This window comes from Flavobacterium sp. FG19 (assembly GCF_057809475.1).
In genome coordinates this window covers 96,164-119,436 of record NZ_JBMDKA010000002.1, presented here as the reverse complement: position 1 = coordinate 119,436, position 23,273 = coordinate 96,164, and the positions used below count along the sequence as shown (strand labels likewise).

24 protein-coding genes are annotated in these 23,273 nt (G+C 34.7%); 15 read left to right on the top strand and 9 right to left on the bottom strand.

From position 1 onward, the window contains the following. Window position 1 precedes the first annotated feature (1 nt). Window positions 2-454 (bottom strand): type I restriction enzyme HsdR N-terminal domain-containing protein, encoded by a 453-nt coding sequence (locus tag ACODST_RS02490; RefSeq protein ID WP_488930536.1) that lies wholly within the window; start codon window positions 452-454, stop codon window positions 2-4. A 101-nt stretch (window positions 455-555) separates the two neighbouring features. Between ACODST_RS02490 and holA the strand changes: the two genes are divergently transcribed. The 3 genes from holA (at window position 556) to ettA (ending at window position 3,565) form a co-directional block, all read left to right on the top strand. Then, entirely contained in the window at window positions 556-1,560 is a 1,005-nt protein-coding gene (gene holA, locus ACODST_RS02485) for a DNA polymerase III subunit delta (RefSeq protein WP_488930535.1), read from the top strand. Window positions 1,561-1,625: 65 nt separating this feature from the next. After that, window positions 1,626-1,808 carry a CAL67264 family membrane protein gene (locus tag ACODST_RS02480; protein WP_071637907.1) on the top strand — a complete coding sequence of 61 codons (183 nt, stop codon included), beginning with the start codon at window positions 1,626-1,628 and terminating at the stop codon, window positions 1,806-1,808. Window positions 1,809-1,873: 65 nt separating this feature from the next. Then, window positions 1,874-3,565 (top strand): energy-dependent translational throttle protein EttA, encoded by a 1,692-nt coding sequence (ettA, locus tag ACODST_RS02475; protein ID WP_488930534.1) that lies wholly within the window; start codon window positions 1,874-1,876, stop codon window positions 3,563-3,565. Between the two features lie 145 nt (window positions 3,566-3,710). Here ettA and ACODST_RS02470 read toward each other — a convergent pair whose 3' ends face one another. Next, window positions 3,711-4,124 (bottom strand): thiol-disulfide oxidoreductase DCC family protein, encoded by a 414-nt coding sequence (locus ACODST_RS02470; protein ID WP_488930533.1) that lies wholly within the window; start codon window positions 4,122-4,124, stop codon window positions 3,711-3,713. A 273-nt stretch (window positions 4,125-4,397) separates the two neighbouring features. Then, entirely contained in the window at window positions 4,398-6,563 is a 2,166-nt protein-coding gene (locus ACODST_RS02465; RefSeq protein WP_488930532.1) for an endonuclease MutS2, read from the bottom strand. 137 nt (window positions 6,564-6,700) lie between these two features. On the opposite strand from ACODST_RS02465, the gene ACODST_RS02460 reads away from it, so the two are divergent. Then, window positions 6,701-7,366: a uracil-DNA glycosylase gene (locus ACODST_RS02460; protein ID WP_488930531.1), complete on the top strand. Its 666-nt coding sequence runs from the start codon at window positions 6,701-6,703 to the stop codon at window positions 7,364-7,366. A 155-nt stretch (window positions 7,367-7,521) separates the two neighbouring features. Here the strand turns inward: ACODST_RS02460 and ACODST_RS02455 are convergent, their stop codons facing one another. The 6 genes from ACODST_RS02455 to porX form a co-directional block, all read right to left on the bottom strand. Beyond that, window positions 7,522-7,899, bottom strand: a complete 378-nt coding sequence (locus ACODST_RS02455; RefSeq protein ID WP_488930530.1) for a DUF4258 domain-containing protein — start codon at window positions 7,897-7,899, stop codon at window positions 7,522-7,524. Between the two features lie 36 nt (window positions 7,900-7,935). Next, complete coding sequence (locus tag ACODST_RS02450) at window positions 7,936-9,135, bottom strand: alanine dehydrogenase (RefSeq protein WP_488930529.1); 1,200 nt, start codon at window positions 9,133-9,135, stop codon at window positions 7,936-7,938. Between the two features lie 150 nt (window positions 9,136-9,285). Then, window positions 9,286-10,047, bottom strand: a complete 762-nt coding sequence (locus ACODST_RS02445; protein WP_488930528.1) for a DUF4262 domain-containing protein — start codon at window positions 10,045-10,047, stop codon at window positions 9,286-9,288. 11 nt (window positions 10,048-10,058) lie between these two features. After that, window positions 10,059-10,487 (bottom strand): hypothetical protein, encoded by a 429-nt coding sequence (locus ACODST_RS02440; protein WP_488930527.1) that lies wholly within the window; start codon window positions 10,485-10,487, stop codon window positions 10,059-10,061. Window positions 10,488-10,505: 18 nt separating this feature from the next. Continuing rightward, complete coding sequence (gene tsaE, locus ACODST_RS02435) at window positions 10,506-10,913, bottom strand: tRNA (adenosine(37)-N6)-threonylcarbamoyltransferase complex ATPase subunit type 1 TsaE (RefSeq protein WP_488930526.1); 408 nt, start codon at window positions 10,911-10,913, stop codon at window positions 10,506-10,508. 69 nt (window positions 10,914-10,982) lie between these two features. Then, window positions 10,983-12,536 (bottom strand): T9SS response regulator signal transducer PorX, encoded by a 1,554-nt coding sequence (gene porX, locus ACODST_RS02430; RefSeq protein ID WP_488930525.1) that lies wholly within the window; start codon window positions 12,534-12,536, stop codon window positions 10,983-10,985. 222 nt (window positions 12,537-12,758) lie between these two features. On the opposite strand from porX, the gene ACODST_RS02425 reads away from it, so the two are divergent. The 11 genes from ACODST_RS02425 (at window position 12,759) to ACODST_RS02375 (ending at window position 23,138) form a co-directional block, all read left to right on the top strand. Next, window positions 12,759-13,988: an HD domain-containing protein gene (locus ACODST_RS02425; protein ID WP_488930524.1), complete on the top strand. Its 1,230-nt coding sequence runs from the start codon at window positions 12,759-12,761 to the stop codon at window positions 13,986-13,988. A gap of 39 nt (window positions 13,989-14,027) precedes the next feature. Beyond that, window positions 14,028-15,071 (top strand): UDP-3-O-(3-hydroxymyristoyl)glucosamine N-acyltransferase, encoded by a 1,044-nt coding sequence (gene lpxD / locus ACODST_RS02420; RefSeq protein ID WP_488930523.1) that lies wholly within the window; start codon window positions 14,028-14,030, stop codon window positions 15,069-15,071. Then, a complete protein-coding gene (locus tag ACODST_RS02415; protein WP_488930522.1) occupies window positions 15,064-16,452 on the top strand; it encodes a bifunctional UDP-3-O-[3-hydroxymyristoyl] N-acetylglucosamine deacetylase/3-hydroxyacyl-ACP dehydratase in 1,389 nt (462 codons plus the stop codon). Before lpxD ends, ACODST_RS02415 begins: the two co-directional genes overlap by 8 nt. A 75-nt stretch (window positions 16,453-16,527) precedes the next feature. Continuing rightward, entirely contained in the window at window positions 16,528-17,313 is a 786-nt protein-coding gene (gene lpxA, locus ACODST_RS02410; RefSeq protein ID WP_071637918.1) for an acyl-ACP--UDP-N-acetylglucosamine O-acyltransferase, read from the top strand. A 99-nt stretch (window positions 17,314-17,412) separates the two neighbouring features. Beyond that, entirely contained in the window at window positions 17,413-17,979 is a 567-nt protein-coding gene (gene efp / locus ACODST_RS02405) for an elongation factor P (protein WP_095929274.1), read from the top strand. A 135-nt stretch (window positions 17,980-18,114) separates the two neighbouring features. Next, window positions 18,115-19,044: a UDP-3-O-(3-hydroxymyristoyl)glucosamine N-acyltransferase gene (locus ACODST_RS02400; RefSeq protein ID WP_488930521.1), complete on the top strand. Its 930-nt coding sequence runs from the start codon at window positions 18,115-18,117 to the stop codon at window positions 19,042-19,044. A 1-nt stretch (window position 19,045) separates the two neighbouring features. After that, window positions 19,046-19,408 (top strand): nuclear transport factor 2 family protein, encoded by a 363-nt coding sequence (locus ACODST_RS02395; protein ID WP_488930520.1) that lies wholly within the window; start codon window positions 19,046-19,048, stop codon window positions 19,406-19,408. Between the two features lie 86 nt (window positions 19,409-19,494). Then, window positions 19,495-20,367 carry a succinate--CoA ligase subunit alpha gene (sucD, locus tag ACODST_RS02390; protein WP_008464045.1) on the top strand — a complete coding sequence of 291 codons (873 nt, stop codon included), beginning with the start codon at window positions 19,495-19,497 and terminating at the stop codon, window positions 20,365-20,367. Window positions 20,368-20,521: 154 nt separating this feature from the next. Then, window positions 20,522-20,950: a hypothetical protein gene (locus ACODST_RS02385; protein ID WP_488930519.1), complete on the top strand. Its 429-nt coding sequence runs from the start codon at window positions 20,522-20,524 to the stop codon at window positions 20,948-20,950. Window positions 20,951-21,321: 371 nt separating this feature from the next. After that, window positions 21,322-21,933 (top strand): RNA polymerase sigma factor, encoded by a 612-nt coding sequence (locus tag ACODST_RS02380; protein ID WP_488930518.1) that lies wholly within the window; start codon window positions 21,322-21,324, stop codon window positions 21,931-21,933. Window positions 21,934-22,022: 89 nt separating this feature from the next. After that, on the top strand, window positions 22,023-23,138 hold the full coding sequence (locus tag ACODST_RS02375) for a FecR family protein (RefSeq protein ID WP_488930517.1): 1,116 nt from the start codon (window positions 22,023-22,025) through the stop codon (window positions 23,136-23,138). The last annotated feature ends 135 nt before the right edge of the window (window positions 23,139-23,273 follow it).

The following is a 23,273-nucleotide window of genomic DNA, read 5'->3' as shown; positions in this document are numbered from 1 at the left end:
TTTATTTAATAAGGTTATAATCCGGAAGACCGGGTAAAAATTGGTATTTTTCATTCTCAAAGTCCATTTGACAGTAATAATGATTCAATCCGTTTGTGACATTCAAAAACCGTGCCTGCATGGTAAGATTGTAGCGGGCAATCTGATCAAAAGTAGCCTGAGAGATTTTAACTTCGGGTGCTTTGCATTCGACCAGGATGTGTATAGAACCATCTGAATTGAAAACTACAACATCGTATCGTTTTCGTAATCCGTTGACATTTAAAACTTTCTCAACGTTTATTAGTGATTTGGGATATTTTTTTTCATGAATTAAATAATGCACCACGTGCTGGCGCACCCATTCTTCTGGCGTAAGAATGATAAATTTTTTCCTGATTTCATCAAAAATAGACACTTTATTTTCGCTATTTTTGAATCGGAAAGTATAGGTTGGGAAATTTAGTTTTAACATAAAGCAAATATAATTTGAAAATTAGTCAATTTTGAAAATTACTTATATTATTTGTGTCGGCTAAACTGAAAACGGATACAGAATACTGAAAATTAAATTGAATGGACGAAGTAATTAAGATTGTTAACGATATTAAGGCAGGGAATATTAAACCTATTTATTTTTTAATGGGAGAAGAACCTTATTATATAGATAAGCTGTCTGAATATATAGAACAAAATGTACTGGCAGAAGAAGAAAAAGGATTTAATCAGACGGTACTTTATGGAAGAGATGTTTCAGTAGACGAAATTGTTTCAACGGCCAAGCGCTATCCTATGATGGCTGAACGTCAGGTTGTTATTGTGAAAGAAGCTCAGGATTTATCAAGGACAATAGATAAGATTGAGTCCTATGTAGACAATCCGATGCAGACCACGGTTTTGGTTTTTTGTTATAAATACAAAACACTTGATAAACGTAAAAAAGTAACCAAACTTCTGGCGCAAAAAGGAGTGGTTTATGAAAGTAAAAAGCTGTACGAAAACCAGGTTGGTGATTGGATTAAACGCGTTCTGGCTGGTAAAAAGTATACGATTGACCCAAAAGCAAACGCCATGCTGGTTGAGTTTTTAGGAACAGATTTAAGTAAAATTAACAACGAACTGGAAAAACTTCAGATTATCCTGCCGCAGGGAACTATGATAAGTCCGCAGCATATTGAAGAGAATATTGGTTTTAGTAAAGACTATAATGTTTTTGAACTCAGAAAAGCAATTGGTGAACGAAATCAGCTAAAGGCTTATAAGATTGCCGAGAATTTTGCACATAATCCTAAAGAATACCCACTGGTTATGACTACCGGACTGGTTTTTGGATTTTTTGTGCAGCTTTTGAAATACCATGGACTTAAGGATAAAAACCCGAAAAATGTCGCATCGGCAATTGGGGTTAACCCTTATTTTTTGAAAGAATATGATTTGGCTTTAAAGAATTACCCAATGCGAAAAGTAAGTCAGATTGTCGGAGCCTTACGTGATATTGATGTTAAAAGTAAAGGAGTGGGAGCTAATGCTTTACCACAATCAGATCTTCTAAAAGAAATGCTTTATAAAATATTTAATTAAGCCGTTAAAATTCACGATATTTGCCTTTCTGAAAATAAATCACATTAAAAAATAATTACACAATTATGGGAATGAATAAAAATACCGTTTTAGGATGGGCTACTTTTATAATGGTACTTATGGGATTGCTGCTTATTGGTCTTGGTGCTTTTAGATACAGAGATGTATCGGGCTGGGGATTTGCGGCTGCAGGTGTGGGCTTTTTTGCAAATGCCTGGGTTTTTAATGCGTTAAAAGGAAGAGTTTAATCTTTTTAGAAGCGATTGAACAAAAAAAAAGTTAGTAAAAACAATTAAAATTAAAAATAAATAGAATGTCAGACGATAAGAAAGTTATTTTCTCAATGCAAAAATTGAGTAAAACCTATCAGGGAGCAGACAAACCGGTACTTAAAAATATTTATTTGAGTTTCTTTTACGGAGCTAAGATTGGTATTTTGGGACTTAACGGTTCCGGAAAGTCCTCTTTGTTAAAAATTATTGCGGGAGTTGATAAAAATTACCAGGGTGACGTGGTTTTCCAGCCGGGTTATACTGTTGGGTATTTAGAGCAGGAGCCAATTCTGGACGATTCTAAAACGGTTATCGAAATTGTTCGTGAAGGTGCTGCTGAAACTATGGCTGTTTTAGAAGAGTATAATCAGATAAATGATTTGTTTGGTCTTCCGGAATATTACGAGGATCAGGACAAGATGGATAAATTGATGGATCGTCAGGCAGCTTTGCAAGATAAAATTGATGCTCTTGGAGCCTGGGAAATCGATACCAAACTGGAAATTGCCATGGATGCATTACGTACTCCGGATGGTGATACACCAATTAAAAACCTTTCTGGTGGTGAGCGTCGTCGTGTGGCTTTATGCCGTTTGTTATTACAACAGCCGGATGTATTACTTCTGGATGAGCCTACCAACCACCTTGATGCTGAGTCAGTTCTATGGTTAGAGCAGCATTTGGCACAATATTCCGGAACTGTAATTGCAGTAACACACGACCGTTATTTCTTAGATAACGTTGCAGGATGGATTTTAGAGCTGGACAGAGGAGAAGGTATTCCGTGGAAAGGAAACTATTCTTCGTGGCTGGATCAAAAATCGAATCGTTTAGCGCAGGAAGAAAAAGTAGCTTCTAAGCGTAGAAAAACTTTAGAGCGTGAGCTGGAATGGGTTCGTCAGGGAGCAAAAGGCCGTCAGACAAAACAAAAAGCTCGTTTGCAGAACTACGACAAATTATTAAATGAAGACCAAAAACAATTGGATGAGAAATTAGAAATCTATATTCCAAATGGTCCTCGTTTAGGAACAAATGTTATTGAAGCCAAAAATGTTGCCAAAGCTTTTGGTGATAAATTATTATACGATAATTTGAATTTTACTTTGCCACAAGCTGGTATTGTTGGAATTATCGGGCCAAACGGTGCTGGTAAATCTACTATTTTCAAAATGATTATGGGTGAGCAGGCTACTGACAGCGGTGAATTTACAGTAGGTGAAACAGTAAAAATTGCCTACGTAGACCAGTCTCATGCTAATATTGATCCGAACAAATCGATTTGGGAAAACTTTGCGGATGGTCAGGAATTGATTATGATGGGAGGAAAGCAGGTAAACTCAAGAGCTTATTTATCACGTTTCAATTTTGGTGGTGGAGAGCAGAACAAAAAAGTATCTATGTTATCAGGAGGTGAGCGTAACCGTTTGCACTTGGCAATGACTTTGAAAGAAGAAGGAAATGTACTTTTACTGGATGAGCCTACGAATGACCTTGATGTTAATACACTTCGTGCATTGGAAGAAGGTTTGGAAAATTTCGCTGGCTGTGCTGTAATTATTTCTCACGACAGATGGTTTTTAGATAGAATCTGTACACACATCTTAGCTTTCGAAGGAGATTCTGAAGTGTATTTCTTTGAAGGAAGTTTTACCGAATACGAAGAAAATAAAAAGAAACGTCTGGGTGGAGACTTAACGCCAAAACGTATTAAATACAGAAAATTGATCCGATAATAAAAATCTTAATTTTCAATAAAAAAATCCCAAATTCCAAAATTATCGGAGTTTGGGATTTTTTATTTTATTGTTGTTTTTCCTGGTTCTGGAATTTCTTATAGTCCGGAATGACGCTGTTGTGCTAAATTGAAATTCAGAATTTTTAAAGAAACTTAGCTTTTAATTCCGGTGTCGGCATCATGCAGCTTTCTTTTTTGCCATACCATTTATATCGGTTTTTAGCAACGTAGTCGTATAGGTAATTTCGAAACTTTTCCGGTAGAATTTTAAAAACAGAAAGAAAACTGTAAATTCCACCAAGATCGTTTGCAATCTCTATCGCGGCAGATGATTTGTAATAATACGCTGTACCTGGGTGGTATAGAATAATGCTGTCGATTTTAGTTTGGTCAATTCCAATATAGGCACAAATTTCTTTTCCTAAATCCGATTGCAGCGGAGTAAACCGAAATATATCTTTTTTATCGTTTTTTATGATAAACTGTACGGTGTTGTCGCATAAATTGCAAACACCGTCAAAGAGAATTATTTTTTTTTGCTTTGGTAAATCCTGCATTATTAGTGATTTAAGATGAAACATTGTCAAATTTCGAGATTTTGACAATGTTGTACTTCAAAATGATATAGAATTGTGTTTAAATATTGTATAGGTATAATTTATTTTAATATTGAATCCTATAGTTTTTGTAAATTAAAAACGACTTTCATATATTGATTCTAAGTAATTTTTATTTTTTAAATATATTTAGAGCTGTATTTTTTTTAATTAACTCTTAAAACTCTTTATTTTGATTTTGAATGAATTTTTGGACTTTTTTAATGCTAAAACTTATTTTTTTACAGCTTCAACGAGTTCCAGTTCTTCTAGATTTACTTTTGAAGTAAAGATTCCATAGTTTACTGTAGCTTTGTTTTTTTCGATAGCATCGATACTTCCAACTGATCTTCCGTCAAGCATTCTGACTCTGTCGCCAACTTTTAAAATCGGTTTGGGCTTTTCAACTACAGGTTTAAGTTTTTTCTCTTTTTTCTCCTGACGTATTTCTTCAACTTTTACTTTTACTTCAGCTAAAACTTCTTTTTGTTTTTCGGCTTTAGCTTTAACTTCTTTAGGAGTTGCCTTTTTACGTTTTGAATTTTCAATTTCAACGATTTTTAAAAATTCGCCAATAAGTTCCTTTTTATTTTTGTTATTGAAATATTTCTCAGCGATGTCATCAATTTTCTGACCTATATATATAATCTTTTGATTGCTGTCGTACAATTCCTGATAGCTTTCCAGTTTTTGCTGGATTCTGGAATTGATATTTTCCATTTTTTTACTTTCTTCACGGGCACGTGTTTCTTCTTCCTTTAAATTTAGGGAAGTTTTTTCAAGTTTTGATCTTTCTTTCTGAAGATTGGCAATGGTTTTGTCAAAACGAACTTTACCCACTTCGATTTTCTTTTTGGCTCGATTGATCAATCCAAACGGAATACCATTTTTTTGAGCAACTTCAAAAGTAAAAGAACTTCCTGCCTGACCCAAAGCCAGTTTATACATAGGTTCGAGCGATTTTTCGTCAAACATCATATTGGCATTGGTGGCGTATGGTAATTCGTTAGCCAGGATTTTCAGATTGGCATAATGCGTAGTGATAATTCCAAATGCTTCACGGTGGTAGAATTCTTCAAGAAATATTTCAGCCAATGCCCCTCCCAGTTCAGGATCAGAACCGGTACCAAATTCGTCAATTAAAAACATAGTTTTCTTATTGCATTTTTTTAAGAAATAATTCATGTTTTTTAATCGGTAACTATAGGTACTAAGATGGTTTTCAATCGACTGATTGTCACCAATATCTGTAAGGATTCTGTCAAAAAGAAAAGTTTCACTACGTTCGTGAACCGGGATTAATATTCCGGATTGCAGCATTAATTGTAATAAACCAACCGTTTTTAAGGATATGGTTTTTCCTCCGGCATTAGGTCCGGAAATTACGATAATTCGATTTTCCTGTTTTAATTCAATGGTCTGCGGATGCGTAACTTCCTTTTTTTGTTTATTGTTCAAATACAAAATAGGATGATAAGCTTCTCTGAAAAATAATCTGCGTTCCTCTGTAATGGCTGGTAAAATACCATTAATGCGATTGGCATATTTTGCTTTTCCGGCTACGACATCAATATCACTTAAAAAATCCTGATATTCAATTAGTAAAGGCAGGAAAGGACGGATCGAATTGGACAGTTGTTTTAGAATTCGGGTAATTTCTTCTTTTTCCTCGTATTCGAGATTGGCCAGTTCCCTTGAATATTTTAAAGTTGCTTCAGGTTCGATGTAAGCAATGCTTCCTGTTTTGGAACTTCCTAAAATAGAGCCTTTTACTTTTCGTCGGTACATAGCAAGTACAGCCAGTACACGACGATTCTGTACAAAGCTTTCTTTTATATCATCAAGATAACCTAAGCTGTTATACTGGGTAAGAGCTACACCAAAACTTTGGTTTACTTTACCTCGTACCAGGTTCATATTCTGGCGGATGGCAGATAAAGCAGGAGAAGCATTGTCTTTGATTTCTCCGTATTTGTCTACAATGGCATCTACCAGAGTAACAATCTCTTTAGTGTATTCAACTCTTGATGCTCTGGCGTTTAATTTTGGGTAATAGTCGTCAAACTTTTTAAGGAAAGTCAGCAGGACATTTGTTGTAGAAGAAAGTGTTGCGATTTTTCTAAAACTTCCTACTTCAAGAAAACTGTCTTCGATGGCCAGAAACTTGATTTCATGAGTTATAGCGTCAAATCCGTGATTCGGAATTGCGTTGTTATTCTGGAACGACGAGACATATTCTGAAGTCTGCAGTAAGGCAGACATCAGTTCTTCTTTATCTCTGAATGGTTTTATTTGTAAAGCTTTTTCTTTTCCAATGTCGGTGTTGCAGCCATCTGAAATGGTTTCGAGAACAGTTGGGAATTGTAAGTCTTGTAATGTTTTTTCGGTAATACTAATCATTTAATTTCTTTAAGAAAGTACAGGCAAAAATACGAAAATAGTACAATTGAACGCTGTAAAGTTTAAGTCTAATTTTTATTGTTTTTAAAAGTAGGATTTGACTTTAAAAATCCTGAAATTCGCAAAAAAAAGTAATTATGGACGTTAAAATGCATTCTTCCTGGAAGCCGGTTCTGAATGAGGAATTTGAAAAATCCTATTTCAACGAGTTAATCGATTTTGTAAAATCAGAATATACTTCTAAGGTTTGTTATCCTAAAGGCAGCCAGATATTTTCAGCTTTTGATCATTGTCATTTTGACCAGGTAAAAGTGGTTATAATTGGACAGGATCCGTATCACGGGCCTAATCAGGCAAATGGTTTATGTTTTTCTGTAAACGACGGAATTCCGTTTCCACCTTCTTTGTATAACATCTTTAAAGAAATTGAAACTGATTTAAACAAACCTGTACCGCAGACAGGTAATCTGGAACGCTGGGCAGATCAGGGGGTATTTCTTTTAAATGCCACTTTAACCGTTAGACAGTCCGAAGCAGGAAGCCATCAGGGAAAAGGCTGGGAAAAATTCACAGATGCTGTAATTAAACAGATTTCAGCAGAAAAAGAAAATGTTGTTTTTTTACTTTGGGGTGGTTTTGCCCAAAAGAAAGCCGCATTAATTGACTCGTCTAAACATCATATTCTAAAATCAGGACATCCGTCTCCTTTAAGTGCTAACAGAGGTTTTTGGTTTGGAAATAAACATTTCAGCCAGACCAATACTTTTCTAAAATCAAAAGGACTTAAGGAAATTGAATGGTAATCTTTTAAGTGACAAACTTTAAGAGTAGCAAAAATGCAAGGGATAAAAATTTTGCATCTTTGCTGCTTTGTTGAAAACATTATTAATGTAAAAAATCTTCTGAATCTGCAATCCCGATAGTTATCGGGAGCGGGAGGCAAAAGATTTAATAGACATTATTTTTTTATGATTTCTTCTAAAACAGCTTTATTCTCGTAATTCACTATTTTTAAAATGATTTCCTGATTTTTAACTGTTTTTCCTTCAATTACATATAATTTCCCTTTTTTGTAAGGAACATTACTCTGATCGAAATCTACATCACCATAAGTTAGTGTGTTTTTTATATCTTCTTTTGTGATCCATTTTTCGTTTAGGGCTTTATTTGCCTGTTCTGAATATTCAAAAGAAGGTTTTGTTTTTAAATTGTTTAAAACCCTGGCATTTGGAAAATAGTTGCAACGGGTATCTTTACCGCTAAATACAAGGGCTACGAAAAAGCATCCCATTACTAAACCAATCAAATAATAGGCAAAACGATGTGCGAACTTCATGAAATAAAATTTTTGCAAAGGTACATTAAAGTTCCTTTAAAATACAAGTAAATTAATATCGTTGTCCGGAAGGTCAAACCAGTCGCCAATAGCTTTGTTTGTTAAGATTCCGTGATACAGATAGATTCCGTTTTTCAGACCTTTATTGCAGCGGATAGCACTTTCTAAACCACCATCTTCGGCTATCTGATGCAGGTAAGGTGTTAGGATATTACTAATTGATAATGAGGCTGTTTTGGAATAGCGCGAAGGAATATTAGGCACACAGTAGTGTAATACGTTGCTTTTTATAAAAGTAGGCTTTTCGTGTGTGGTCACTTCCGAAGTTTCAAAACATCCTCCGGTATCGATGCTGACATCTACTATAACAGCTCCTTTTTTCATGTGTTCTACCATAGTTTCGGTTACAACAATAGGGCAGCGCTCTTTTCCTCGCATGGCACCAATTGCGACATCGCAGCGGCGTAAAGCTTTTAAAAGTGCTTTTTGCTGAATAGTAGAAGTAAAAATTCGCTGGCTCAGATTGTTTTGTAAACGGCGTAATTTGGTAATTGAATTATCAAATACTTTAACGTTAGCACCAAGACCAATAGCTGTTTTTGCTGCAAATTCACCTACAGTTCCGGCTCCCAGAATGACAACTTCAGTAGGCGGTACGCCGGTAATATTTCCAAATAAAAGTCCTTTTCCAAATTCGTCTGTAATCATTAGTTCAGCCGCGATAAGGATAGAAGCTGTTCCGGCAATTTCGCTTAACGATTTTACAGCTGGGTAAGAGCCGTCTTCATCTTTGATATATTCAAAAGCTAAGGCCGTAATCTTTTTTTGCGCTAAAGCTTCAAAGTAAGCTTTCTTTTTAGTTTTTAACTGAATGGCCGAAATAATAGTGGTTTCGGGATTTATCATTTCAATTTCAGCCAGAGTAGGCGGTTCGACTTTTAATAAAAGTGGACAACTGAAAACTCTTTTGGTGTCTTTTGTAATTTCGGCACCTGCATCTGCATATTCTTTATCCGTGTAACTCGAACTTTCTCCCGCACCGGATTCTATCATCACCCTGTGGCCTTCATAGGTCAGGGAGTTTACTGCATCGGGAGTCAGACAGATACGACGTTCCTGATAGCTTGTTTCTTTAGGAATTCCAATGAAAAGTTCTCTTTTAAAACGACCAACCTCAAGTTTTTCTTCCTGTGGAAGCAATTGTTGTTTGGTAAATGGAGTTAAGGTAATTGACATGGATTGTGCAAAAAATTAAGAGTACAAATTACGTAAAAAGTTTTAAAATTAGTGTAAAAATTCTGCTAATACTAATGTCTTTGCTTAAGATATTTTTGGTCTGTTTTAAAACGCTTTTTTTTATTCAATGATGTCTGTAAAACGGGAAAATTATTCCTTATCATGTTCTATTTTATTTCTGATCCATTTAGCGCCGGCAAATTCTCTTTCAGCTTCTTCTCCATAGTCAAGATCAAATAATTCGTTTAAGGTTTTGTCCTTTAAAATTAATTGTTCTAAGGCAACTATAATAATATTTTCTGTTGATGTTTCATCATCTGTAAAAAACATCCAGTCACCTTCTTCGTCATGAATTACTCTTACTATAGGTTTTTCATTAGTTAACCATTGTTTAGTAGTAAAGGAGGTAAGGTTTTTGGGTTCATTAAATTTGAAGTCTGTGTTTCTGTCCAAAAGAGGTTGTTTATAACGAAACTCTTCTTCAAAATTTTCTTCCCACGGAAATTTATCATTTCTGTCTGTCCAGATTAACTGAAGGGCAGGAAAATCTTTTTCTTCATAAAAATTAATAGCAGTTCCAAAATAGTCCGGAATATTATCCCGATGAACTTTTAAAAATTGAGCCCTGCTGTTTTCAAAAATATTTGAATAATTTTTTGCGTCTGCAATTATTTCATTTTGTTTTATTATTTCTGCGACATCATTTATGAGGGTATGCAAAAGAGAATTTGATAATCCAAAACAAATAATTTCAGGATGATTGTATTTTTGCCAAAGTCCAATGCTATAAGCAAATGAAGGCAGATAATCAGTTGCTTCGATGATAATAACCTGAAGTCCGTATTTTTCAATGCTGCTGTTAATGTCCCGGATTAATTCATCAGTATCAGGGCAATTGTGTTTGTTCTCCATCTCCATTTATGTTATTGCGTTAGTTCTTTATGAAGTTTAGGGAACTGCTGTTGGACATTTTTATTCGGAAGTAAATTGTTCAGCTGATATCCATATTCTAAACCAGCTTCGATAAGTGAATAAAGAGATTGTTTGTCCTTAGGGTCTAAAGATTTAGTCATAATTATAAAGCGGTCTTCTCCGGTTTTATTAACTAATTGAGCCAGAACAGAGCCTAAATCATAACATCCGGAAGCGCCGCCGCAGTCAAAGTTGATTAATTCCGGAAGTGCTTTATTATTATATTGCAAAACTTCTTGTACTAAATGACAAAACCTTGTGTTCTGCGAATAATTTTGATTTTCGGTCAGAGTTGAACCAAATTTTATTGTTTTAAACTCTGATGTATTACAGCTTATAATTAAAAGGAAAAGCACAGATAATGATAAAATCTTTTTCATAAAGGATTGTTGTCAGAATTAAACTAATTCCAACTCCCTTTTTCCGTCAGCCAGCAGAGTAATAGTAATGGTTGAATACTCTTCAGGAAGTAAACTGGCAATTTTTTCAGACCATTCAATAAAACACCAGCTTCCGGAATAGAGATAATCATCAACTCCCATATCGAGTGCTTCGGTTTCTTTGTTTAAACGATAGAAATCAAAATGATAAACGGTTTGATTATCAGAAGTATGGTATTCATTTACTAAGGAAAAAGTAGGACTGCTCGTAGCATCCTGAACTCCTAAACTTTTGCATAACTGCTTAATTAAAGTGGTTTTTCCAACGCCCATTTCTCCGTTGAAAAGAATGATTTTTTTAGGGTTTGAATCTAAAATCTGCTGAGCAGTTTCCTGAATTTGATCTAATGAAAAAACGATGTTCATTTTTATTGTTTAATTTATTTAGTCTTAGTCTCAGTTTAGAACTGTAAACTGAGACTGAGACTGAAAATTTTATTTCGGATTAAATACCAAAAACGGAATAATCATTTCTTCTAACGAAATTCCGCCATGCTGGTACGTGTTTTTATAATAACTTACATAATGGTTGTAGTTGTTAACATACGCCAGAAAAAAATCATTTTTGGCAAAAATAAAAGAACTGCTCATGTTGATAGCCGGAAGTCCAATTGTTTTAGGTTCTTTGACTACATACACGTCTTTTTGTTCATAGGTTAAACTACGGCCGGTTTTGTAACGCAAATTTAGACTTGTATTTTTATCTCCCACAACTTTCGACGGATTTTTTACATTAATCGTTCCGTGGTCAGTTGTCAGGATTAGTTTGAAGCCTAAAAGTTGTGCCTGCTGGATTAATTCTAACAAAGGTGAGTTTTTAAACCAGCTTAATGTCAGTGAACGATACGCTTTGTCGTCTGAAGCAAGTTCTTTAACCACTTCCATTTCAGTTTTGGCATGTGAAAGCATGTCTACAAAGTTGTAAACTACAGTTACTAAATCATTGCCTTTTAAAGCTTTGAAGTTTTCAGCCAGTTTTTTACCGCCGGCATAATTGGTAATTTTAAAATAATCTTCCTTAATATTTAGTCCAAGACGTTTTATTTGTGCCGAAAGGAATTCGGCTTCATAAAGGTTTTTTCCTCCGTCTTCGACATCATTTTTCCAGTACTGCGGGAATTGTTTTTCCATGTCCAAAGGCATTAAACCTGAGAAAATAGCATTTCGGGCATATTGCGTAGCGGTTGGAAGTATTGAAAAATAAGGAACTTCTTTTTCTAGTTTATAGTAATTTGAAATCACAGTTTCAAAAGATTTCCACTGATCATAACGCAGGTTGTCAATTACGACAAATAATATAGGTTTGTCTTTCTTTTTAAGTTCAGGAACAACCAGCTCTTTAAATAGATTATGAGACTGAATAGGCTTGTCAGCTTTGGGAGCAAACCAGTCTTCATAATTTCGTTCAATATATTTTCCAAACTGGGAATTGGCTTCCACTTTTTGAGATTCCAGGATCTCAATCATGGCCTGATCGTTAATGTCTTCCAGTTTTAACTCCCAGAAAAGCAGTTTTTTGTACAATTCAACCCAGTCTTCATAAGAATTAACCATAGCCAGTTCCATCGAAATTTTACGAAACTCCTTTTGGTAATCTAATGTTGTTTTTTCCGTAATTAATCTGGAATCGTCCAGGTTTTTCTTTAAACTCAGCAGGATCTGGTTTGGATTAACAGGCTTAATAAGGTAATCAGCGATTTTAGAACCAATGGCTTCTTCCATTATGTATTCTTCTTCACTTTTGGTAATCATAATCATCGGAATAGCTGATTTTTTTTCTTTCATTTCAGAAAGAGTTTCCAGTCCGCTCATTCCCGGCATGTTTTCATCCAGAAAAACGATGTCAAAATTTTCTTCTTCAAATAAAGCAATAGCGTCAAGGCCATTGTTGCAGGTTGTTACAGCATAATTCTTTTTTTCGAGAAATAATATATGTGGCTTTAACAAGTCGATTTCGTCATCGACCCAAAGTATTTTAATCTTATCCATAAACAATTTTAATTTTAATGCAATTTAAAAGTATAGAACTTAAAAAGTATTAAAAATAGTATAAAATTAGAAAGTCAGAATTGAAATTTATTTTTAATGAATTTTAACTGCTTTTTACTATTTAAGAAATTACTTATAGTAAATATCAACTTTTTAAGTTAAAAACTAAAATGAATTTATACTTATTTACTTATATTTGTTGACCAAAAAAATAACCAGCTAGTGACTCAAATTAATAAGTTAAAAATATTTAATGACCCTATTTACGGGTTTATCACAATACCGAATGAGCTAATCTACGATTTAATCCAGCATCCTTATTTTCAGCGTCTGCGTCGTATTTCGCAAATGGGTTTGTCGTATGTTGTATATCCGGGGGCAAATCATACACGTTTTCATCATGCACTGGGCTGTATGCATTTGATGCAGAAAGCGGTTGAAACTCTTCGTTTTAAAGGAGTTGCCATTTCAAGTGAGGAAGAATGTGCTTTACTGATTGCTATTTTACTGCATGATATAGGGCATGGGCCTTTTTCTCATGCCATGGAAAGAAGTATAGTTGAAGATGTCAATCATGAAGCTATTTCGTTATTGTTTATGAACAGACTGAACGATGAGTTTGATGGAAAATTAAGCCTTGCTATTCAGGTTTTTAAAGGTGAATATCACAGAAAGTTCATGCTGCAGCTTATTTCAAGCCAGCTGGATATGGATAGGATGGATTATTTGAAGAGAGACAGTTTTTATACCGGAGTTGCTGAAGGAAATGTAAATTCTGAACGTTTGATTCAGATGATGAATGTAGTGGATGATGTTTTGGTGATTGAAGAAAAAGGGATTTACTCTGTAGAAAAGTTTCTGCTTTCGAGAAGATTAATGTACTGGCAGGCTTATTTGCACAAAACCAGCCTGGTAGCCGAATTAATTTTGATGAAAGTATTGAAAAGGGCTAAAGAACTGACTTTAAAAGGAGTTAAACTGCCCTGCAGTGAACCACTGAACTATTTCATGCAGAATAAAATTACACTTGAGAACTTTGATACAGAAAAACTGGATTTATTCTCTCAGCTGGATGATTTTGATATTATCAGTGCCCTAAAAGCCTGGCAGCGACACAGTGATTTTATATTGTCTACTTTGAGCAAAATGATTATCAACAGGGATTTGCTTAAGATAAAATTAAGCGCCGATAAAATTCCTATGGAAGAATCCCAGTCTTTAAAAGAAGAGTTTGCAGAGGCACATAATATTTCAGCATTAGACGCCGGTTATTTTATTTTTAGAGGGAAAATTAAGAATCAGGCCTATAATAAAGCCGCTGAACCGATACGAATTTTGAAAAAAGATAAAACAATTGAGGATGTTGTAGAAGCATCTGATCAGTTGAATTTGAAATCGTTATCTAAACTGGTGACAAAATATTATATCTGTTTTCCAAAACAACTTATCTAAAATTAACATTTAAATTCTATTTTTTATATTTTTGTCGCGATGAAATTTACAGCAGAACAAATAGCAGGAATTTTAGAAGGAGAAGTTGTTGGTAATCCCAACGCAGAAGTTTCTAGGCTTTCTAAGATAGAAGAAGGTGAGGAAGGATCTCTTACTTTTTTAGCTAATCCAAAGTATATCAATTATATATATACCACAAAAGCGACCGTTACCATTGTTAACGACAGCTTCATACCTGAGCAGGACATTACCACTACTTTAATTAAGGTGGAAGATGCTTACGCCGCTTTTTCTAAACTATTACATTTTTACAATCAGGTTAAATTAAACAAAACCGGAATCGAACCTCAGTCCTTTATGTCTGAAGGGACGAAATATGGCGAAAATCTGTATTTAGGCAGTTTTAGTTATATTGGACAGAACGTGGTTTTGGGGGATAATGTTAAAATTTACCCGAATAGTTTCATTGGCGACAATGTGGTTATTGGGGATAATACTTATATTTTTGCCGGTGCCAAAATTTATTCTGAAACTGTTATAGGTAATAATTGCACGGTTCACTCGGGAGTTATTATTGGGGCAGACGGCTTTGGTTTTGCACCAAATGAAGAAGGAAGTTACAGTAAAGTACCGCAGATTGGTAATGTAATTATTGAAGATAATGTAGATATTGGAGCCAATACTACAATAGACAGAGCAACTCTTGGTTCTACGATTATCAGAAAGGGAGTTAAATTAGACAATCAGATCATGATTGCCCATAATGTTGAAATTGGAAAAAATACGGTCATTGCCGCACAAAGCGGGGTAGCGGGTTCAACAAAAATTGGTGAAAACTGTATGATTGGAGGGCAGGTTGGTATTGCAGGCCACTTAACTATAGGAAACAATGTAAGACTTCAGGCACAGTCCGGAGTTGCAAGAAATATTAAAGATGACGAAGTTTTACAGGGTTCGCCATCACTTGGATACAGTGATTTTAATAAATCCTATGTTCATTTTAAAAACTTTCCTAAGATTGTTGCCGAAGTTGAAGAATTAAAGAAACAAATAATAAACCCAAAAAATGGAAATAATGGTTAAACAGAAGACCATCAAAAATGAAATTTCACTAACAGGAGTTGGATTACATACCGGAAAAGAGGTTACAATGACTTTTAAACCGGCTCCAATTAACAATGGTTTCACTTTTGTAAGAGTAGATTTGCAAGGCCAGCCAGTTATTGAAGCTGATGCTAATTATGTTGTTAATACGCAAAGAGGAACTAATTTAGAAAAATTAGGTGTTAAGATACAAACTCCTGAGCACGTGTTAGCGGCAGTTGTAGGCTGCGATTTGGATAACATCATTATTGAACTGAATGCCTCTGAACTTCCTATTATGGATGGTTCATCAAAATATTTTGTTGAAGCTATTGAAAAAGCCGGAATTGAAGAACAGGATGCTAACCGCAATGTTTATGTAGTAAAAGAAGTTATTTCATTTACAGATGAAGCAACCGGAAGCGAAATTCTTGTAATGCCAAGCGACGATTATCAGGTAACTACAATGGTAGATTTTGGTACAAAAGTATTAGGTACACAAAATGCTACACTTAAGAGTATTGCCGATTTTAAAGATGAAATTGCAAACTCCAGAACGTTTAGTTTTTTACATGAATTAGAATCATTGTTAGAAAACGGATTAATTAAAGGAGGAGATTTAAATAATGCTATTGTGTATGTAGACAAAGAAATTTCGGAGTCTACTATGGAGAATTTAAAGAAAGCTTTTGGTAAAGATCAGATTTCTGTTAAACCAAACGGTGTTTTAGACAACCTTACTTTACACTATCCAAACGAAGCAGCAAGACACAAACTGCTTGATGTTATTGGTGATTTATCCCTTATCGGAGTTCGTATCCAGGGAAAAATTATTGCTAATAAACCAGGGCATTATGTAAATACACAGTTTGCCAAAAAACTGGCCAAAATTATTAAGATAGAGCAGAGAAACCATGTTCCGGTTTATGATTTAAATCAGGAACCATTGATGGATATTCATAAAATCATGTCAATGCTGCCTCACAGACCGCCATTTTTATTGATTGACAGAATTATTGAAATGTCTGATCGTCATGTGGTTGGTTTAAAGAATGTAACGATGAATGAAAATTTCTTCGTAGGACATTTCCCCGAAGCTCCGGTAATGCCGGGAGTGTTAATTGTAGAAGCAATGGCACAGACAGGAGGTATTTTAGTTTTGAGTACAGTACCGGATCCTGAAAATTACTTAACGTATTTCATGAAAATCGATAATGTTAAGTTCAAACATAAAGTACTGCCCGGAGATACTTTAATTTTCAAGTGTGAATTGATTTCTCCTATCAGAAGAGGAATCTGCCATATGCAGGCAAATGCATACGCAAATGGAAAATTAGTGACCGAGGCGGAATTAATGGCGCAAATTGCCAGAAAACAATAATAAATTAATCAAATTTATTGTTTAGGTTTGCTGCCTTCAAATTAGATTATTTTAATTTTAAAATAGAAAACATAGATGAATCAACCATTAGCATATGTTCATCCTGGCGCTAAAATCGCTAAAAACGTTGTAATTGAACCTTTTACAACAATTCACAATAATGTTGTTATTGGTGATGGTACTTGGATTGGTTCAAATGTAACCATTATGGAAGGTGCCCGAATTGGTAAAAATTGTAATATTTTTCCAGGGGCAGTAATTTCTGCTGTACCACAGGATTTAAAGTTTGGCGGAGAAGAATCTTTGGCAATCATTGGAGATAACTGTACAATCAGAGAATGTGTTACGATTAACAGAGGAACAATAGCTTCCGGACAGACTATTCTTGGGAATAACTGTTTGGTAATGGCTTATGCTCACATTGCACACGATTGTGAGATTGGGAATAACGCTATTATTGTAAACGGAGTTGCGCTTGCTGGTCACGTTGTGGTTGGAAACCACGCTGTAATTGGAGGTTTGGCAGCGATTCACCAGTTTATTCATATTGGAGATCATGCTATGATTTCCGGAGGATCTTTGGTTAGAAAAGATGTGCCTCCTTATACCAAAGCGGCAAAAGAACCATTGTCGTATGTAGGGATCAATTCAGTTGGTTTAAGAAGAAGAGGATTTAGTACTGAAAAAATTAGAGAAATTCAGGAAATTTACAGAATTTTATACCAAAAGAATTATAATACCACTCAGGCTTTAAGTATTATTGAAGCTGAAATGGAGGCAACTCCCGAAAGAGATGAGATTTTGGACTTTATTCGAAATTCATCACGAGGAATTATGAAAGGATATTCAGGAAACTATTAAAATAAAAGTTTGATAGTTTATTTGTTTAATCGTTTAATCGAAAAAAAACAGTTAAACGATTAAGCGATTAAACAAGAAATAAAATAAAAACAAATTACAATGGCATCTACATCAGATATTAGAAACGGATTGTGTATTAAATTTAATCACGACATTTATAAAATTATCGAATTTCTTCACGTTAAGCCAGGTAAAGGGCCTGCTTTCGTAAGAACGAAATTAAAAAGTTTAACTTCAGGAAAAGTATTGGACAATACTTTTTCAGCAGGTCATAAAATTGACGTTATTCGTGTTGAAACGCATACATTCCAGTATTTATATCCGGAAGGTGATGAATTTCACTTTATGAATGCTGAAACATTTGAGCAGATTTCATTAAACAAAAACATTTTGGATGCTCCGGATTTGTTAAAAGAAGGAACAAACGTAATGGTTCAGATCAATACAGAAACAGATTTACCATTATCTGTAGATATGCCGGCATCAGTAATTCTTGAAGTTACTTACGCTGAGCCGGGAGTAAAAGGAAATACAGCTACCAATGCTACTAAAAATGCTACGGTAGAAACAGGTGCTAACATAAACGTTCCTTTGTTTATTAATGAAGGCGATAAAATTAAAATCGATACCGCTTCAGGTTCTTACATGGAGCGTGTAAAAGAGTAGATTATTAATTAAGATAATTTGTCAATGAGTCAATTAGATAAATGTTGAATAGGCATATTTTGTATATTCATTTTCTAGCTGACTCATTTTCTAATTGACACATTTTCTAATTGACAAATTTTCTAATTACAGAATATGAAATTTTCAAAAGTTCACTCTTTAGAAGAAATTGCAAATTTGCTTAACTGCGAATTTACTGGTGATAAAGACTTTCCCGTTTTAGGCATGAACGAAATTCATGTGGTTGAACCGGGAGATATTGTATTTGTTGACCATCCCAAATATTATGACAAAGCTTTACAATCGGCTGCTACCATTGTTTTAATTAATAAAAAAGTAGACTGTCCGGAAGGTAAAGCTCTTTTAATTTCAGACGATCCATTTAGGGATTTCAATGTTTTAACCCGACATTTTAAGCCATTCCAGTTTGCTAATACAGCGATTTCGGCCACAGCAGAAATTGGAGAAGGTACGGTTATACAGCCCAACACTTTTATTGGTAACCATGTAAAAATAGGGAAGAACTGTCTTATTCACTCTAATGTTTCTATTTATGATCATACTGTCATTGGAGACAATGTAATCATTCATGCCGGAACCATTTTGGGAGCTGATGCTTTTTATTATAAAAAACGTCCGGAAGGTTTCGATCAGCTGATTTCAGGAGGAAGAGTAGTGATTGAAGATAATGTAGGCATTGGAGCTCTTTGTACAATTGACAAAGGAGTTACAGGCGATACTACAATTAAAGAAGGTACCAAGCTGGATAATCAGGTGCATGTTGGTCATGATACCATTATTGGAAAGAAATGTTTAATTGCGTCACAAACCGGTATTGCAGGTTGTGTGGTTATTGAAGACGAAGTTACCATTTGGGGACAGGTAGGGACAACCAGCGGTATAACCATAGGAGCAAAAGCTGTTATTATGGGACAGACTGGTGTTACCAAATCGGTTGAAGGAGGAAAATCCTATTTTGGAACCCCAATCGAAGAATCGAGAGAGAAGTTAAAACAATTAGCCCATATCAAAAAGATTCCTGAAATTCTAAGTAAATTAAAGTAATATGTCTACAAAAGAGTTTGTTCAGAAATTTTATAAGTCAGATGCCTTAATCGACAGTGAAGTGCTTAAAACGTATCTGCATCCCGATGTTATTATTGACTGGAACAGCAGTAAAGGTTTTATCCGGATGAATTACGATTCGATTATAGAAATGGCCAATGAACTCAACAAAGCATATGTACGCTCTAAAGTCAGAATAAGTCATATTCTGGCCGAAGATGATTTAGTATCAGTACGTTATTCTCATTACGTAAAAACCATTGAGAATCCTCGCGAAGAAATGCTTTTGGCGCATTTTGCTGTAATTTGGCAGATCAAAGATGATAAACTTTACAGAGGTTATCAGATGAGTCAATTTTCTTAATATTTTTTTGACAATAAAAGAGGCAAAATACATTACAAAACCTTATTTTTGCAACACAAATTTAAAAACTACATAAAATATATATCATGAGTGTTTTAGTTAATAAAGATTCCAAAATAATTGTTCAGGGATTTACAGGAAGCGAAGGAACTTTCCACGCTTCTCAAATGATTGAGTACGGTACTAATGTTGTGGGAGGTGTTACTCCGGGAAAAGGCGGAACAAGCCACTTAGACCGTCCGGTTTTTAATACAGTAAAAGATGCTGTTGATCAGGCCGGAGCAGATACTTCTATCATTTTCGTACCGCCAGCTTTTGCTGCTGATGCAATTATGGAAGCTGCTGATGCCGGAATTAAAGTAATTATTGCTATTACAGAAGGAATTCCTGTAGCAGACATGATTAAAGCCAATAATTATGTTAAAGAAAGAAATTCAAGATTAATTGGTCCAAACTGTCCGGGTGTAATTACTCCGGGTGAAGCTAAAGTTGGTATTATGCCAGGTTTCGTTTTCAAAAAAGGAACTGTTGGTATCGTTTCTAAATCAGGAACTTTAACTTACGAAGCTGCTGATCAGGTTGTAAAACAAGGTTTAGGAATTACTACTGCTATCGGAATTGGTGGAGATCCAATTATTGGAACTACAACTAAAGAAGCTGTTGAATTATTAATGAACGATCCTGAAACAGAAGCAATCATCATGATTGGTGAAATCGGTGGTCAGTTAGAAGCGGATGCTGCAAGATGGGTAAAAGCTGATGGTAACCGTAAACCAGTTATTGGATTTATCGCCGGAGAAACTGCTCCTGCAGGTAGAACAATGGGGCACGCCGGTGCTATTGTAGGTGGTTCTGATGATACAGCTGCTGCTAAAAAACAAATCATGAGAGAAAACGGAATTCACGTTGTTGATTCACCAGCTGAAATTGGTAAAAAAGTAAAAGAAGTACTTGGATAATCTTCAGGTTTCAAAATAAAAAAATCCCCAAAAAAGTCTCAATATTTGTTGAGACTTTTTTACATTTTAAAAATCGAGGCATTTGTCGATAAAAACTTTGTATCACAGAACCTCAGTCCCGATAGCTATCGGGATAGAAGCATAAAAAAGAAATATGTATAAAGAATTAGAGAAATTTAAATCAACTAAGAGTTTTACTTTTACCGTAAACGATAGTTTAGAAGAAGTTTGCAACGCTCCTGAAGGAAGTGCCGGAATTTTTGTAGTTTATGAAATTGACGGAGATTCGAAAGAATTAATCATGGTGGGTTCTACAGGAACAGTTCAGAATGACGGAACTTTAAAAAGTAAAAACGGAGGCTTGTACGATAAAATCGTAAACGGACATCAGTTTGCAAAAACAGGAAGAAAATATTCATGGCCGGCACAAATGAAATTAGAGAATATTTCGGCTCTTGAAGTAGTCTGGTACGAAACTTTTACTAAAGAAGTAAAGGCAATCCCAACAGCAGTAGAAGGACAGGTTTTGCAGAATTTCTTAGACGAAAACGCTAAACTGCCTAGATGGAATGTTGCCTTTTAAGGGAATGTTTGTAGTCTTAAAAATTAAGAAGCTCCGCTATGGCGGGGCTTTTTTATTGCTTTCTTCTGATCACAGAATTGAGAAGACGACGGAATTTATATGTTTTACTGCAGGTTTTGATAAAGAAAGTAAAATCTTATAAATTATACTTATTTATTATTCCTGTATAATTTTAACATTTCCTTAAGAACCCACTGATACCAGCTGAATACAGGATTTTTCAAGTTTATAAAATCATTTCCCTAGTGTAAATTAATTGGTTTTGAATTTTAGCTTTTATATATTTATCGAACAAAAGAAAGTGATAATGTTAAAATAGTGTATTCTTTGCATTAAATACCCTGTTTCCTTTTCGAATAATACCACAAAATATGAAGACCCGAATTCTGCCACTCAATTCTGTTGACGATAATACACTTTGGAATAATTTAATACTTGGAGATGAAAAATCATTTTCACTGTTATTTGAAAGATATTATAGTGATCTTGTAAGTTATGGAAATTCGCTTTCTCCATTTGCCGAAAAAGTCCAGGATTGTATTCAGGATGTATTTACAGATATCTGGGTGTATCGAAACTCCCTGCAGAATTCAGTTGTGGTCAAGGCTTATTTGCTTTCCAGCGTAAGAAAGAGAATTGCGCGTTTGTATGAACGTGACCACATTTTTAGAAAAACGGCCAGTACAGATGATATTGCTTTTTTACTCGAATTTTCAGTCGAGAATGAGCTTTTAGACGATGATTACGCTACAAAAGAAAAAGTAAATTATCTTAATAAACTTCTTAATGAACTTCCGGCAAGACAAAAAGAGGCCTTGTATTTACGTTATCATCAGGGGCTTTCGGTAGAGCAGATAGCTGATATGCTGGATGTAAATTATCAGTCTGCCAGTAACTTACTTCACAGAGGACTGCTTACACTTCGAAAAGAGTGGAAAGGAAGTTTATCGCTTATAACTTTACTATTTTCAAGCACTTTTTAGAAAAAGTTAAAAAAGTTTAAAAAAAATCTTAATTTGGTGAGTATATAATAAGAAAAGTGTCCTCTATGTTTTTGTAACCTTATTTTTAAATGCAAAAACGTAACAAATATACCGAAATAGAAGACTTTTTATCTGATGAGTCATTTCAGTCCTGGGTTTTATATAAAGAAGATCAGGAGGGATGGGAGGAGTGGACTCTTGAAAGCCGTGAACGTGCCAAATTAGTTGAAGACGCAAGATTAATGCTTCTGGCTATGAAAGTGCCAAATGAGGAATTAAGTAAATCTGATATTCACAGGGCGTTAGAAAGCACCTGGCAGAGAATACGTGAAAAAGAAAGTCTGAAGTCACAGCAAAAATCAAACGTAGTATTTTTCAGAAGACCGTTTTTAAATGGAGCCGCTGCGGCAGTCTTGTTCTGTTTAATGTCGGCATGGCTGTATAACAGTTATTTTAAAGTTTCAGGCAAAGAAGTTGTTACTTACGAAGAGCTTATAGAGGAAGACAGTGAGGGATTAGTAGAACAGACTAACAATTCCAACAAACCTCAAATTATTACATTATCAGACGGAAGTTCTGTTTTACTTCAGCCAGACAGTAAATTAAGTTATCCTAAAATCTTTACCGGGAACGAAAGAAAGGTTTATTTATCCGGCGAAGGTTTCTTTGAAATTAGTAAAAATCCCCAGAAACCTTTTTACGTTTACGCAAACGAAATTGTAACCAAAGTGGTTGGAACCAGTTTTAGAGTTAAAGCTTATTCTAATCAGCCTGATGTTGAAATTTTGGTTCGCACCGGTAAAGTTAAGGTTAAGTCCAATAAAATAATTTCGGAATTAGATAAAGAAGAAATTGTACTGCTTCCTAATCAGGCCCTTAGGTTTCTGCGCAGTGATTTAAAATTCAATAAAATAACCAATATTACGCAGGATGCTGTTCTGACTCAGAGTGCCGGTAACATTGAGCAGCTGAGTTTTGAGTTTACGGATATTCCCGTTTCTCAAATTTTCGAAACTATTGAACAGGCTTATCTGATAGATATTGATTATCCAAAAGATAAATTAAAAGACTGCCATTTAACCACTTCACTAAGTGATCAGCCTTTAACTGAAAAATTAAGAATAGTATGCAAAAGCATAGGCGGCAACACCAGTTTTGAAATGAATGGTAATCAGATTATTATAAATTCAGAAGGCTGTAATTAATTTTTTTTAGTGTAACTGTAATTGCACTAAAAGGATGATTTGTTTTCAGTATTTCAAAAAATGGGGTAAAATCTTTCTTTATATTGAAGAAATGTAATTTATTTCCTTTATAAATTTCAAAAATAATAAAACTAA